This is a genomic window from Kribbella endophytica (assembly GCF_054781295.1).
In genome coordinates, this window is record NZ_BAAGUR010000007.1 from 274,024 (window position 1) to 287,384 (window position 13,361).

General features: G+C 68.5%; 15 protein-coding genes. 5 read left to right on the forward strand and 10 right to left on the reverse strand.

The features are described from left to right. Window positions 1-49: 49 nt before the first annotated feature. The 4 genes from ACYVIO_RS41070 to ACYVIO_RS41085 are packed head-to-tail and all read right to left on the reverse strand — an operon-like array spanning window position 50 to window position 2,948. On the reverse strand, window positions 50-589 hold the full coding sequence (locus ACYVIO_RS41070) for an AAA family ATPase (protein WP_460656427.1): 540 nt from the start codon (window positions 587-589) through the stop codon (window positions 50-52). Between the two features lie 46 nt (window positions 590-635). Beyond that, on the reverse strand, window positions 636-902 hold the full coding sequence (locus tag ACYVIO_RS41075) for a ubiquitin-like small modifier protein 1 (protein WP_460656428.1): 267 nt from the start codon (window positions 900-902) through the stop codon (window positions 636-638). A gap of 8 nt (window positions 903-910) precedes the next feature. Further along, on the reverse strand, window positions 911-1,999 hold the full coding sequence (locus ACYVIO_RS41080; RefSeq protein WP_460656429.1) for a WD40/YVTN/BNR-like repeat-containing protein: 1,089 nt from the start codon (window positions 1,997-1,999) through the stop codon (window positions 911-913). A gap of 19 nt (window positions 2,000-2,018) precedes the next feature. After that, window positions 2,019-2,948 (reverse strand): 2-hydroxyacid dehydrogenase, encoded by a 930-nt coding sequence (locus ACYVIO_RS41085; RefSeq protein ID WP_460656430.1) that lies wholly within the window; start codon window positions 2,946-2,948, stop codon window positions 2,019-2,021. Window positions 2,949-3,194: 246 nt separating this feature from the next. Between ACYVIO_RS41085 and ACYVIO_RS41090 the strand changes: the two genes are divergently transcribed. Then, complete coding sequence (locus ACYVIO_RS41090; protein ID WP_460656431.1) at window positions 3,195-4,574, forward strand: FAD-binding oxidoreductase; 1,380 nt, start codon at window positions 3,195-3,197, stop codon at window positions 4,572-4,574. Beyond that, on the forward strand, window positions 4,571-5,857 hold the full coding sequence (locus tag ACYVIO_RS41095; protein ID WP_460656432.1) for a class I SAM-dependent methyltransferase: 1,287 nt from the start codon (window positions 4,571-4,573) through the stop codon (window positions 5,855-5,857). The genes ACYVIO_RS41090 and ACYVIO_RS41095 overlap by 4 nt, the downstream gene beginning before the upstream one ends. Before the next feature lie 188 nt (window positions 5,858-6,045). On the opposite strand, the gene ACYVIO_RS41100 is transcribed toward ACYVIO_RS41095, so the two are convergent. Together ACYVIO_RS41100 and ACYVIO_RS41105 are read right to left on the reverse strand one after the other, a co-directional pair. Then, window positions 6,046-6,363: a hypothetical protein gene (locus ACYVIO_RS41100; protein WP_460656433.1), complete on the reverse strand. Its 318-nt coding sequence runs from the start codon at window positions 6,361-6,363 to the stop codon at window positions 6,046-6,048. Window positions 6,364-6,498: 135 nt separating this feature from the next. Continuing rightward, complete coding sequence (locus ACYVIO_RS41105; RefSeq protein WP_460656434.1) at window positions 6,499-7,005, reverse strand: hypothetical protein; 507 nt, start codon at window positions 7,003-7,005, stop codon at window positions 6,499-6,501. 136 nt (window positions 7,006-7,141) lie between these two features. Between ACYVIO_RS41105 and ACYVIO_RS41110 the strand changes: the two genes are divergently transcribed. Then, the gene (locus ACYVIO_RS41110) at window positions 7,142-8,278 is read left to right on the forward strand and encodes a PQQ-dependent sugar dehydrogenase (RefSeq protein ID WP_460656435.1); all 1,137 of its coding nucleotides are present in this window, start codon (window positions 7,142-7,144) and stop codon (window positions 8,276-8,278) included. A 97-nt stretch (window positions 8,279-8,375) separates the two neighbouring features. After that, the gene (locus ACYVIO_RS41115; RefSeq protein WP_460656436.1) at window positions 8,376-8,810 is read left to right on the forward strand and encodes a hypothetical protein; all 435 of its coding nucleotides are present in this window, start codon (window positions 8,376-8,378) and stop codon (window positions 8,808-8,810) included. A gap of 93 nt (window positions 8,811-8,903) precedes the next feature. Here ACYVIO_RS41115 and gatB read toward each other — a convergent pair whose 3' ends face one another. The 3 genes from gatB to gatC are packed head-to-tail and all read right to left on the reverse strand — an operon-like array spanning window position 8,904 to window position 12,198. Beyond that, window positions 8,904-10,400: an Asp-tRNA(Asn)/Glu-tRNA(Gln) amidotransferase subunit GatB gene (gatB, locus tag ACYVIO_RS41120; protein ID WP_460656437.1), complete on the reverse strand. Its 1,497-nt coding sequence runs from the start codon at window positions 10,398-10,400 to the stop codon at window positions 8,904-8,906. Then, window positions 10,397-11,902 (reverse strand): Asp-tRNA(Asn)/Glu-tRNA(Gln) amidotransferase subunit GatA, encoded by a 1,506-nt coding sequence (gene gatA, locus ACYVIO_RS41125; RefSeq protein ID WP_460656438.1) that lies wholly within the window; start codon window positions 11,900-11,902, stop codon window positions 10,397-10,399. Before gatA ends, gatB begins: the two co-directional genes overlap by 4 nt. Then, a complete protein-coding gene (gene gatC, locus ACYVIO_RS41130; RefSeq protein WP_460656439.1) occupies window positions 11,902-12,198 on the reverse strand; it encodes an Asp-tRNA(Asn)/Glu-tRNA(Gln) amidotransferase subunit GatC in 297 nt (98 codons plus the stop codon). Before gatC ends, gatA begins: the two co-directional genes overlap by 1 nt. A 236-nt stretch (window positions 12,199-12,434) precedes the next feature. Here gatC and ACYVIO_RS41135 point away from each other — a divergent pair, with 236 nt between their 5' ends. Further along, window positions 12,435-13,079 carry an ACT domain-containing protein gene (locus tag ACYVIO_RS41135; RefSeq protein ID WP_460656440.1) on the forward strand — a complete coding sequence of 215 codons (645 nt, stop codon included), beginning with the start codon at window positions 12,435-12,437 and terminating at the stop codon, window positions 13,077-13,079. 51 nt (window positions 13,080-13,130) lie between these two features. Here ACYVIO_RS41135 and ACYVIO_RS41140 read toward each other — a convergent pair whose 3' ends face one another. Continuing rightward, window positions 13,131-13,355, reverse strand: coding sequence for a hypothetical protein (locus tag ACYVIO_RS41140; protein ID WP_460656441.1), 225 nt, complete (start codon window positions 13,353-13,355; stop codon window positions 13,131-13,133). Between the last annotated feature and the right edge of the window lie 6 nt (window positions 13,356-13,361).

The window sequence follows — 13,361 nt, forward strand, 5'->3', positions numbered from 1 at the left end:
AGCCCGCGCGTTCTGCAGGTTGCTGCAAAGCCCTTGACGCGTTGGGGTTTCAGGTCAGCCGGAACTGCTTCGACGCGACCGCCCGGCGTACCTCGGCCGCGGTCTGCTCTGCGTCGAGGGTGGTCGTGTCGATCACGTGCCGTTCGAGTTCGCCGAGATCCTTGAACGCGTCGTACAGGCCGGTGATCGCCTCGACGTCCTTGAGCTCGGTGTCCGCCCGCGCCTGGGCCCGCGCGAGCGTCGTCTCGAGGTCGGGCCGCAGGACGACGTACGACATCGCGAGCTGGTCGCGCTCGGCAGCGACGCGGAACGGCTTGAGGAACCACGGGCCGATGATCCCGTCGACGACGATGTCGTAGCCGCCGCGCGCGTAGGTCGTGGCGGTTGCGACGATCGCGTCGACCACCACCTCGTTCTGCTTCTGCGCGCCCGGCATGTACGGCGGGACGAAACCGGTCTTGATCGCGCGGTAGTAGAGGTCGGTCGTGAGGTGCACGGCCGGCCCGGCGGCGTCGGTCGCGACGAGCGCCGCGACCGTCGACTTGCCCGCACCGGGCGAGCCGGTCAGCAGGATGATCTCCCCAGTCATGCGGTGACGCTAGCGGTTGGGTGGCTCGAGCAACAGTCCTTTGTGGTCAGCCACCTGCGACGCTGGGCAGGACCAGGAGCTCGGCGCCGTCGGGAAGCTTGGTGTCCAGGCCGTCGAGGTCGCGGATGTTGTCGTTGCCGAGGTAGACGTTGACGTGCCGCCGCAGCGCGCCTTGCTCGTCGGTCAGCCGTCGGCGCAGCGCCGGGTGCTCTTGCTCCAGTCTGACGAACGCCTCGCCGACCGTCGTCGCCTCCTCGATCGCCACCTTCTCGTTGCCGCCGGCGAACGGCTGCAGCACCGTCGGCAGCTTCACCCGGACCGTCACAGCACGGCCGCGCGAACGGTGAGCACGTCGGGCAGGTGCCGGGCGACCTCGGTCCAGCTGTCGCCCGCGTCGGCGCTCGCGTAGACGCAGCCGTCGCGCGTCCCGACGTACACGCCGGCCGGCGTACCGGCGTCGGTGCAGAGCGCGTCCCGCAGCACCGGCGCGTACGACGGTACGTCGGGCAGGCCCTTCGTCAGCGCCTCCCACGTCGCGCCCGCGTCGCGCGAACGGTAGACGCGGCACTTGGCGTCAGTCGGGATCCGGTTGCCGTCGGCCACCAACGGGAACACGTACACGGTCTCCGGCTCGTGCGGGTGGACGGCGATCGGGAAGCCGAAGTCCGAGGGCAGGCCGTCCGCGATCGACTTCCAGATCGCGCCGCCGTCGTCGGAGCGGTAGACGCCGTGGTGGTTCTGCGCGAACAGCCGGTCCGGCATGCTCGGGTGGCCGGCCAGCTTGTGCACGCACTGGCCGAACTCCGGGTCCGGGTCGGGCATGAAGTGCGCCTTGATGCCGTGGTTGGCCGGCGTCCAGGTCTGCCCGCCGTCGTCGGTCTGGTAGACGCCGCCGGTCGACATCGCGACGCTGACCCGGTCGGGGTCGGTCGGGTGCGGCAGGACGGTGTGGATCGCCTGGCCGCCGAAGCCGGCGCCCCAGTCCTTGCGGTGCGGGTGGTCCCACAGGCCGCGGACCAGCTCGAAGGTGACGCCGCCGTCGGTCGACTTCCACAGCGACGAGGGCTGCGCACCGGCGTACACGACATTGGGCTGGTCCTCGGGCGCCGGCTGGATCTGCCACACGCGCTCGACCGAGGCGTCGGCGTCCTTCGGGAAACCGATCGAGCCCTCCGGCGGCTCGGCCCAGGTCTTGCCGAGGTCGTCGGAGTGGAAGACGGCCGGGCCCCAGTGCTCGCTGGTCCCACCGGCGAACAAGCGTGGGCGTTCGCCCCGCGTGTCGACGCCGACGGAGTAGATCCCCTGCATCTCGAAGTGCGGCCCGTCGAGCGTCCACAGCTGGCGCTCGGCGTCGCTGCGCCCGATCCAGAGTCCCTTCTTGGTACCGATCAGCAGTACGGCCTCGGACATCCTTGTCCTCCAGGGTGTTTTAGCGCGGTGGACCTGCCACCACATTGATCAGGGGTTCGTTCTTCACGTACCGATCGAGCTGGGCCCGGACCAGGCGCGCCACCCGCGGCGGGAACGCCGTCGAGGCGCCACCGCGGTGCGGGATGATCAGCACGTTCGGCGCCGACCAGAGCGGGTGCCCTTCCGGCAGCGGCTCGGGATCGGTGACGTCGAGCGCGGCGCGGATCCGTTGGGTCTTCAGCGCGGCGACCAGGTCGTCGGTGTTCACCACGACACCGCGGGCCACGTTGACCAGCAGGGCGCCGTCCTTCATGCGGCCCAGGAACTCGGCGTCCACCAGGCCCTTCGTCTCCGGGGTCGCCGGGGTCAGCAGTACGACGACGTCCGCGCGCGGCAGCAACTCCGGCAGCTCGGTGATCGGGTGCACCCCGTCCCGCGCCCGCCGCGCGACCCGGATGACGTCGCACTCGAACCCGGCCAGCCGCCGCTCGAGCGCCTCCCCGATCGACCCGTACCCGAGGATCAGCACGGTCCGGTCGGCGAGCGAGTCGTCGATCCCGGCATCGGCCGGCCAGATCCCCTGCTGCTGGTTCGTGACCGCCTTCGGAATCCGCCGGTACGACGCCAGGATCAGCGTCATGGCCAGCTCCGCCGTCGACGCGTCGTGCACGCCGCGCGCGTTGCACAGCGTCACGCCGTCGGGCAGGAACGGCAGCACGTTCTCGAAACCGGCGGTCTGCGTCTGCACGACCTTCAGGTTCGGCATCTCACGGATGACCTCGACGACCTGGGAGCTGCCCATGTAACTGGGCACGTAGAACTCGACCTGGTCGGGCTCCGCCGGCAGCTCGCCGCCGCCGTAGTACGTCGCCTCGACCCGCTCCGGCAGCCCGCCCAGAAAGGTCCGCGGGTCCTCCCACGGCAGCCATGTGATCACCGAATCAGCCATACGCAGAAACCTACTCGCCCCGACCGACAGCAGGCGACCGTCCGGTGACGCCCACCACGCGATCCAGCAGACTCGCGTCGTCCGGTACGTCGACCGGCGTACCCCACAGTTCGGGGACGGCGGCTTCAGATCGATCATCTGCTCCTCCTCTGTCCTGGGCGACGTCGGAGCCGACGACGGCGTCTCGACATCCGGTTGCAAAAAATTCTTCTGCCCGTTGTTCGAACACCGTCGTACTCTGTTCGGGTGCCTTCGACATCGGGTTCGACCTCGACTGTGGAACACGATCAGGCGGTCGGGCGTCTCCGAGCGTCCTACCAGCGCATTCCCCCCGGGGAGCCGGTCCGCCTGGCCAAGCGCAGCTCCAACCTCTTCCGCCCTCGAACGGCGGCCGACACCCCCGGTCTCGACGTCTCCGGCCTGACCGGCGTCATCTCGGTCGACGCCGAGGCCCGTACGGCGGACGTCCAGGGCATGTGCACGTACGAGGACCTGGTCGCCGCGACCCTGCCGTACGGCCTGACCCCCATGGTCGTGCCGCAGCTGAAGACGATCACCCTCGGCGGCGCCGTCACCGGCCTCGGCATCGAGTCGTCGTCGTTCCGGGCCGGCCTCCCGCACGAGTCCGTGCTCGAGCTCGACATCCTGACCGGCGCCGGTGACCTGATCACCGCCCGGCCGACCGGCGAGCACGCCGACCTGTTCCGCACCTTCCCGAACTCGTACGGCACGCTCGGCTACGCGACCCGCCTCCGGATCGAGCTCGACCGCATCTCGCCGTACGTCGCACTCCGCCACGTCTGGCTCGAGCTGGACGCGCTGGGCCCCGCGATCGAGGGGATCGTTGCTCAGGGCACGTACGACGGCGAGCCGGTGCACTTCGTCGACGGTGTCGCCTTCAGCCCCACCGAGGCGTACCTGACGCTCGGCCGCAACAGCGACGCCGCCGTCCGGACCAGCGACTACACGGGTCAGCAGATCTTCTACCGCTCGATCCAGCAGCGCCCGACCGACTTCCTGACCGCCCACGACTACCTGTGGCGCTGGGACACTGACTGGTTCTGGTGCTCGGGCGCGTTCGGCGCGCAGAACCGGTGGGTCCGTCGGCTGTGGCCTTCGCGACTGCGCCGCAGCGACGTGTACCACCGGATCCTCGGCTTCGAGAACCGCCACGGGTACGCAGCCAAGCTCAACCGCCGTCGCGGTCAGGCTGATCGCGAGCGCGTCGTACAGGACGTGGAGATCCCGGTCGATCAGCTCGCGGGGTTCCTCCGCTGGTTCGACGCCGAGGTCGGCATGCGCCCGGTCTGGTTGTGTCCGCTGCGCCTGCGTGGGACCGACACCTGGCCGCTCTACCCGTTGGCGGCTGGTACGACGTACGTCAACGTCGGCTTCTGGGGCACGGTCGCCATCGCGCCCGGCGCCGCCGACGGCGACGTCAACCGCCGGATCGAGGCCGCGGTCGCCGACTTCGGCGGCCACAAGTCCTTGTACTCCGACGCCTACTACGACCGGGACACCTTCGACCGCCTCTACAACGTCCCGGCCCTGAACGCAGTGAAGAACGTCTACGACCCCGACGCCCGCCTCACCGGGCTCTACGAGAAGGCGGTGACTCGCCGATGACGACAGTCGCGACGCAGATCTCGATCGCACAGGCCCTCACGGCCGTGGCCCCCGAAGGCCTCCCGTTCCGCTTCACCGCCTACGACGGCAGCGCGGCCGGCCCCGAGGACTCCCCCATCCACATGCACCTGGCCACCGAACGCGGCCTGTCGTACGTCCTCACCGCCCCCGGCGACCTCGGCATGGTCCGCGCCTACGTCCAGGGCGACCTGGAGATCACCGGCGCCCACCCCGGCAACCCGTACCCGCTGATGCGCATGATGCTCAACCACCTCCACTTCGAACGCCCCACGCCCTCGGAGGCGTTGCGCATCGTCCGAGGCCTCGGTTGGTCCCACCTGAAGCCCCCGCCGCCGCCCCCTCAGGAACACCTCCCCAAGTGGCGCCGCACCTTCGAGGGCCTCCGCCATTCCCGCACCCGCGACAAGGCCGCCATCCACCACCACTACGACGTCTCGAACACCTTCTACGAGTACGTCCTCGGCCCGTCGATGACGTACACCTGCGCCGTCTACCCGACCGTGGATGCTTCCTTGGAAGAAGCCCAGCACGAGAAGTACGACCTCGTAGCCCGCAAGCTCGACCTGCAACCCGGCCAGCGCCTGCTGGACGTCGGCTGCGGTTGGGGCGGCATGGTCCGCCACGCCGCCCGCGAGTACGGCGTGCGCGCTCTCGGCGTCACCCTGTCAGCCGCCCAGGCGGAATGGGCCACCGAAGCCATCAAACGAGAAGGCCTAGAAGACCTGGCCGAAGTCCGCTTCCTCGACTACCGAGACGTCAGCGAACGAGACTTCGACGCCATCAGCTCCATCGGCCTCACCGAACACATCGGCGTCCGCAACTACCCGTCGTACTTCTCGTTCCTCCTGGACCGCCTGAAGCCCGGCGGCAGGCTGCTGAACCACACCATCACCCGCCCCGACAACCGCTTCCGCTCCACCGGCGCCTTCATCGACCGCTACATCTTCCCCGACGGCGAACTCATCGGCTCCGGCCGCATCATCGCCGAGGCCCAGGACGCCGGCTTCGAAGTCCGCCACGAAGAAAACCTCAGAGAGCACTACGCCCTGACGCTGGCCGGCTGGTCCGAAAACCTCGAGTCCCACTGGGACGAAGCAGTAGCCGAAGTCGGCTACCCCACAGCCAAGATCTGGGGCCTGTACCTAGCAGCCTGCCGAGTCGGCTTCGAACGAAACAGCACCCAACTCCACCAAATCCTCGCGGTGAAGCTGGACGACCAAGCCAACGCCCACTTCCCCCTCCGCCCTACCTGGGGAAGCTGACAACCCCCGGCAGAGGATCCCCGGTCGGTCGATCCACAACATCCAGATCCCCCTCAGTGGACACCACCACGACCCACCCACGATCCTCTGCCACGAAGTAGTGGTGCTCCGGTATCTCGAGCAGCGCAGCCGTCACCACCGGCCACACCACGTCCCCTTCTCCCAATCACGTTGGCCCGGTCATCCATCTAATCCCCCTCCAGATGGAGTTCGGTCGCCCGGTCGGCCTCACAGCGCTTCGCCACCCGTACGACGTCTTCGAAGATCCCTCGGTCCGTCGCCGGAACCAGGTGGTGGACTCTCTCGACCTCGTCGATGAACTGCGCCATCTCGTCAGACGTCAGGACCAGAGACCCGTACGGCTTCACCCGACCGAGCATCGGCGTACCACTGGCAACGCACGCGTTGCTGAAGACATCCCGCGAGTCGGACACCAACTCCTCGACCGACCAGGCTGTCTTCGAACGCTTCGCCCCACGCCGTACCAGGATCACGTCAACACCCACGACGGCACTCTTTCATCCCACGCGAGGAACTCGGACCAGCAGAGGCGGTGACGAGCTCAAGTCGGCAAGGTGGGACTTGAACGGGTCGGTGAGACCTTGTCCCTGGATCGACACGGACGGTACGGCCCCAGGTCATCAGAAGTCTCCCCGCCGCCAGCTCACGAAGGGCTCTCGGTCTGCGACGTGGGAATCGGCGTGCTGCAGGGCCGTCGCGAAGTCCTTTGCCAGTTGGGTCAGCATGTTGTCGAGGACTGGTAGGGCAATCGTCTCGGTCGCCGGGTCAGGGATCCAGTTCGTACCTGACACGCAGGTGATGACGACCTGAGCCCCGTCGGGCTGGAAGCGCAAAATCTGCTCGACGCCCTGGCCATACAGGTTGAGCTCGAACTCCTCGGCAGCTCGCACGGCGGATGCCAGGTCCGGGAGTTCTTCGACGAAGGTCGAGAGGTCGTAGCCGAGGTCGAGCGCCCAGTCGGCCTTGCCGAAGCCGCCCAGGACGAACCGGCAGGTGGTTCTCGCCGAAACGTCCTCGCACGCTTTCATGACCGAAGTGGAGTAGTCCTCGGGTTCCCCGGTGACGTCGTCGCCTGTTGGTGGAGACGGCACGCCGCCCGAGGCGGTCAACGAGACTGAGAACGCCATCAGCGACGATCTCCCCCGCTGAGGTGTTGGCTGGTCATGCGGATGAGGCTAGCCGGGGTCGGCGCGGCTTTCGTGGGGTTTTCGGGGGTGGTTGGAGATAGTGAGGGTGATGGGTTGTCGACTCGGAGGAGATGGCGTGCGTACTGCGGCTCTGGTGGTGGCGGTGGGGTTGTTGGCTGCTGGGTGCTCGGACCCGGATGAGGGCGAGGGGGCTCCCTCGCCTTCGGCGTCGGTGAGCAGCAGCGGTACGCCGGCCAGTACGCCGACGCCGTCGGGACAGCCGAGCAGTGCAGCCCCTCAGGGGCCGGTGAAGTTGGCGGTGGCGGGGACTGTGGCTACCGGGATCGAGGTTCCGTGGGGACTGGCGTTCCTGCCGGACAAGACCGCGCTGGTGACTGAGCGGGACTCGGGGAAGGTGAAGCGGGTCGCTGGGGGCAGGGCGACTGAGGTCGGCAGCGTTGAGGGGGTGGATGCCTCGTCCGAGGGTGGGTTGCTTGGGATCGCGGTGGATCCGCAGTACCCGAGTCGGCCGTATGTCTATGTCTACTACTCGACCGGCGACGACAACCGGATCGCCCGTCTGACCTATCAAGGCAACAAGCTGTCAGGGCAGCAGGTGATTCTCGACGGGATCCCGATGGCTGCGGTGCACAACGGCGGGCGGTTGCGGTTCGGGCCGGACGGGTTCCTGTACGCCGGGACCGGCGACGGGAGTGACCGGCCGAACTCGCAGGACGACAACTCGCTGGGCGGGAAGATCCTCAGGATCACCACCGACGGGAAGGCAGCGCCCGGCAATCCAGGAGGCCGCCTCTGGTACTCCAAGGGCCATCGCAACGTGCAGGGCCTCGCGTTCGACGGGAAGCAGCTGTACGCCGCGGAGTTCGGCCAGGACACCTGGGACGAGCTGAACACGATCACCGCCGGCGCCAACTACGGCTGGCCGGGCGCCGAGGGAGTCTCGAGGCTCGACGGCATTGTGGACCCGATCGCGCAGTGGAAGACCGACGACGCCTCGCCGTCGGGGATCACCGCAGCGCAGGGGCACGTCTTCATGGCCGGCCTCAGAGGTGAACGGCTGTGGGCGATTCCCGTTGCCGACGGCAAGCGGACGGGTGAGCCGGTGGCGTTCTTCACCAACCAGTACGGGCGTTTGCGGACCGTCGAAGCCGCGCCGGACGGCTCGTTGTGGGTGACCACGTCGAACACCGACGGGCGCGGCGACGTACAAGATGGCGACGACCGGATCCTGCGGGTGATCATCACTCGCTGACGATGCATGGAATTTCCTCCCACCTGGTACTAGTGGAAGCACACACACTTCAGGGAGGGGAGACGCTGTGCCTCATCAGGCGCCACTGGAATCCAGCGTGATCACGTCGACGGAGCAGTACGAGGACGCACTGCGCACCGTCGATCAGCTGCGGTCCTACGGGATGAGACAGCTCGAGATCACTGGCGCCGGACTGCGCATGGTGGACAAACGCAACGGCAAGATCGCGCGAGCCAGTGGGCTGAGCGCGCTGTCAGGTGCGGCGCTGGGGCTGGCGCTCGGGGTGTTCGTGACGCTGGTCGCCGACACGAGCATGACCGGTCTGGTCGTCGTCTTCTGGGGTCTTGTGTACGGCGCGATCCTGGGCGCCCTGGTCGGCTTCTTCAAGGCACTCGTGCGCAACCGCCCGGAAGCGCAGGCGAGCGAAGTGCGTCCAACGGCGTACGAGGTGCGCTGCGCGCCGGCCGATGTAGCGGTTGCGAAGAAGCTCCTGACCACCCCGCCAGACATGCACCACCAAGAAGCAGCCTGACTCCCCCCGCCGGCTGACGGCTGGCCTAGGCCGAGGCGGGCAGACAGACCAATGGGCCCCAGGGACGGATCCCTGGGGCCCATCGGATGTTGACTAGATCCCGAGCTTGGCGTTCAGCAGTTCGCGGACCTTCGCCGCGTCGCCTTGGCCGCGCAGGTCCTTCATCACGGCGCCGATCAGCGCACCCGCGGCGGCGGGCTTGCCGGAGTTCACCTTCTCCACGACGTCCGGGTTCGCCGCGATCGCGCGGTCGATGGCCTCGATCAGCGCGGAGTCGTCGGAGACCAGCGCGAGCCCGCGGGCCTCGATGATCTGCGCCGGCGTGCCCTCGCCCTTGACCAAGCCGTCGAACACCTGACGCGCGAGCTTGTCGTTCAGCGCCCCGTCGTCGACCAGCTTCTGCACCTCGGCGACCTCGGTCGCGCCGACGCCCAGGTCCCCGAGAGCGAGACCCGACTCGTTGGCAGCGCGCGCCAGCTCACCCAGCCACCACTTCTTCGCGGCAGCCGCCGAAACCCCGAGCTCGACCGTGCCGACCACCAACTCCAGCGCGTTGCCGTTGATGACGTCGCGCATCTCGAGGTCGGTGAAGCCCCACTCCTCCTGCAGCCGAACGCGTCGCGTCGACGGCGCCTCGGGCAGCGTCCCACGCAGTTCCTCGACCCACTCGCGCGACGGCGCGATCGGGACCAGGTCCGGCTCGGGGAAGTACCGGTAGTCGTCGGCGTCCGACTTCTCCCGGCCCGACGTGGTGACGCCGGTGTCCTCGTGCCAGTGCCGGGTCTCCTGCAGGACCTTCTCCCCCGACGCCAGTACGGCGGCCTGCCGGGTGATCTCGTACGTGACCGCGCGCTCGACCGAACGGAACGAGTTCACGTTCTTGGTCTCGGTCCGGGTGCCCAGCACCGTCGAGCCGTGCGGCTTCAGCGACAGGTTCGCGTCGCAGCGCAGCGAGCCCTGGTCCATCCGGACGTCGGACACGTCGAGCGCGAGCAGCAGGTCACGCAGCATGCTCACGTACGCGCGGGCGACCGCTGCCGCCTTGTCCGGCGCGACCTCGATCGTCCGGGTGACGATCTCGATCAGCGGGATGCCGGCCCGGTTGTAGTCGACCAGCGAGTGCGACGCGCCGTGGATCCGGCCGGTCGCGCCACCCACGTGGGTGGACTTGCCGGTGTCCTCCTCCATGTGCGCGCGCTCGATCTCGATCCGGTACGTCTCGCCGTCGACGACGACCTCGGTCCAGCCGTCGAACGCGATCGGCTCGTCGTACTGCGAGGTCTGGAAGTTCTTCGGCATGTCCGGGTAGAAGTAGTTCTTCCGGGCGAACCGGCACCACTCGGCGATCTCGCAGTTCAGCGCGAGGCCGATCTTGATCGCCGCCTCGACGGCCTTGGCGTTGACCACCGGGAGAGCACCGGGCAGGCCGAGGCAGACCGGGCAGGTCTGCGTGTTCGGCGGGGCGCCGAACTCGGTCGGGCAGCCGCAGAACATCTTCGACTTGGTGTTCAGCTCGACGTGGACCTCGAGGCCGATCACCGGGTCGTACTGCGCGAGCGCGTCCTCGATCGCGAAAACCTCAGCCGTCATCGGGACACCTCCAGCTCCGGAGCCTTGGACATCAGGACGCCGCCCCACTGCTCGGCCAGAGCGGCCTCGAGCGCGCCACCGACCTGGTAGAGCAGCTCGTCACGCATCACCGGCGCCATCACGTGGAAGCCGACCGGCATGCCGTCCTCGTCGGCCAGGCCGCACGGGAACGACGCGGCCGCGTTGCCGGCCAGGTTGGACGGGATCGTGCACAGGTCGTTCTTGTACATCGCGATCGGGTCGTTCACCCGGTCGCCGATCGCGAACGCGGTCGTCGGCGTGGCCGGCGAGACCAGCACGTCGACCTGCTCGTAGGCCTTCTCGAAGTCGCGCGCGATCAGCGTGCGCACCTTCTGCGCCTGGCCGTAGTACGCGTCGTAGTACCCGCTCGACAGCGCGTGCGTACCGAGCATGATGCGGCGCTTGACCTCCGCGCCGAAGCCGGCCTCACGGGTCAGGTTCATCACCCGCTCCGCGCTGTTCTCACCGTCGTCGCCGACCCGCAGGCCGTAGCGCATCGCGTCGAACTTGGCCAGGTTGGACGAGGCCTCGCTCGGCAGGATCAGGTAGTACGCCGGCAGCGCGTACTGGAAGTGCGGACAGGACACCTCGACCACCTCGGCGCCGAGCTTGGTGAGCAGCTCGACCGCCTCGTGGAAGCGGGCCTCGACACCCGGCTGGTACCCCTCGCCGCCGAGCTCCTTGACGACACCGATCCGCAGACCGGCCACGTCGGCACGACGCGCCGCGTCGACGACCGCCGGAACCGGCTGGTTGATCGACGTCGAGTCCCTCGGGTCGTACCCGGCGATCACCTCGTGCAGCAGCGCCGCGTCGAGCGTCGTCCGCGCGCACGGGCCAGGCGTGTCCAGGCTGGAGGCCAGCGCGATCAGCCCGTACCGCGAGGTACCGCCGTACGTCGGCTTGACGCCGACCGTGCCGGTGAACGCACCCGGCTGACGGATCGAGCCACCGGTGTCGGTACCGATCGCGAGCGGTGCCTCGTACGCCGAGATGGCCGCCGACGAACCGCCGCCGGAACCACCGGGGATCCGGTTCAGGTCCCACGGGTTGTGGGTGGTGCCGTACGCCGAGTTCTCGGTCGACGACCCCATCGCGAACTCGTCCATGTTGGTCTTGCCGAGGATCACCACGCCGGCCGCCTTCAACCGCTGCACCACGGTCGCGTCGTACGGCGGCTTCCACCCCTCGAGCATCTTCGACCCGGCGGTCGTCGGAACGCCGTCCTGGGTCAGCACGTCCTTCAGCGCCAGCGGTACGCCGGCCAGCGGGCCGAGCTTCTCGCCGGCCGCACGCTTCTTGTCGACGGCCGCGGCCTGCGCCAGCGCACCCTCGGTGTCGACGTGCAGGAACGCGTGCACGTCGCCGTCGACGGCACCGATCCGGTCCAGGTGCGCCTGGGTGATCTCCACCGCGCTGGCCTCACCGGACGTCATCAGCTCCGACAGCTCGACCGCTGTCTTACGGATCAGGTCACCCATCAGTCCTCCTCCAGGATCCGCGGCACCCGGAATCGCTGCTCCTCCGCGGCCGGCGCGCCGGACAGAGCCTGCTCCGGCGTCAGGCACGGCACGTTCACGTCGTCCCGCATCACGTTCGTGATCGGCAGGGCGTGCGAGGTCGGCGGGATGTCGTCCGCGGCCACCTCGCTGACCTGCCCGACCAGCGCGATGATCTGGTCGAGCTGAGGTGCGAGGTGGTCGAGCTCGTCGTCGGAGAGCTCGATCCGCGCCAGTCGCGCTAGGTGCGCGACCTCTTCGCGGGTAATCGATGGCATGAAGGGCATCCAATGTCTGCAGTTGCTAAACGAAGCGCCACGCGGAGGTTCTGAGTGGCACCTGAGCCATCCTAGAGGTCCGCTGTGACGGCCGTGTTGCCTGCTGCCCGATGCTGTGGACAACCCGATCGGGTTCACCAGTTGAGCACCACTGGCGTGTCACTTTGCTCCGCTCTGTAACATTGGCCGCGACAGGGCGTAACTTGCGTGGTTTTGGGCTGGGAGATGATCGTTCGGTGTTCCTGCTGCGATTGATCATCCCGGACCGCCCCGGGTCCCTGGGCACGGTGGCGACCGCCCTCGGCGAGGTCGATGCCGACATCCACGCGATCGAGATCGTCGAGCACCGGCGCGAGAACGGCACGGCCGTCGACGACATCGTCGTCGACCTGCCGCCCGGCGTCCTGCCCGACCGTCTGGTCTCGGCCTGCAACGGCGTCGAAGGCGTCGAAGTGATCTGGTTCTCCCGGTACGGCGCGGGCGGTGGCCTGCACATGGACCTCGAGGCCGTCGAGCAGATGACGTCGGCACCGGCCGAGGCGATCGACATCCTGGTCGAGCAGGCGCCCTCGGTGCTGCATGCTGACTGGGCCGCGCTGCTGGACGGCACCGGCGGCGAGGTGAAGGTCGCTCTGGAGACCAGCGCGACGCCGGAGTTCGGCAGCCTGGTCGAGCAGTGGCTGCCGCTGGAGAAGGCGACGACGCTGGCCGCGCCGGACCACAAGGGGCTGGTCGAGTCGGTGCTGGTCGCCGCTCCGCTGGAGTCCGACCGCCGGGTGCTCGTGATCGGCCGCCGTGGTGGGCCGGAGTTCCTCGGCTCCGAGGTCGCCCGGCTCAGCTACCTGGCCAACCTCGCCGTGACGATCCACGCGAGCGCATAGCTCAAGCGAAAGCCCCCTCACACCTGGTGTGAGGGGGCTTTTTGCTTGCACCTACCGCAGTTCGAAGTACGCCAGTGCGCCGAGCCCGACGATGGCCAGCAGGACGAGCCCGCCGGCCAGCGCGGTGATCAGGATCGCGGTGATGTTCTTGCCGTCGCCGGCCGGGAGCTCGAACTGCGTCGGCCCCCAGGCGCCGCCACCGTCGACGCGTTGCAGCGCCTCGGGCGGCGGCTTGGCCACCGCCCGCGACTCACGCTTCTCCGGTTCGAACTTCACCTGGAT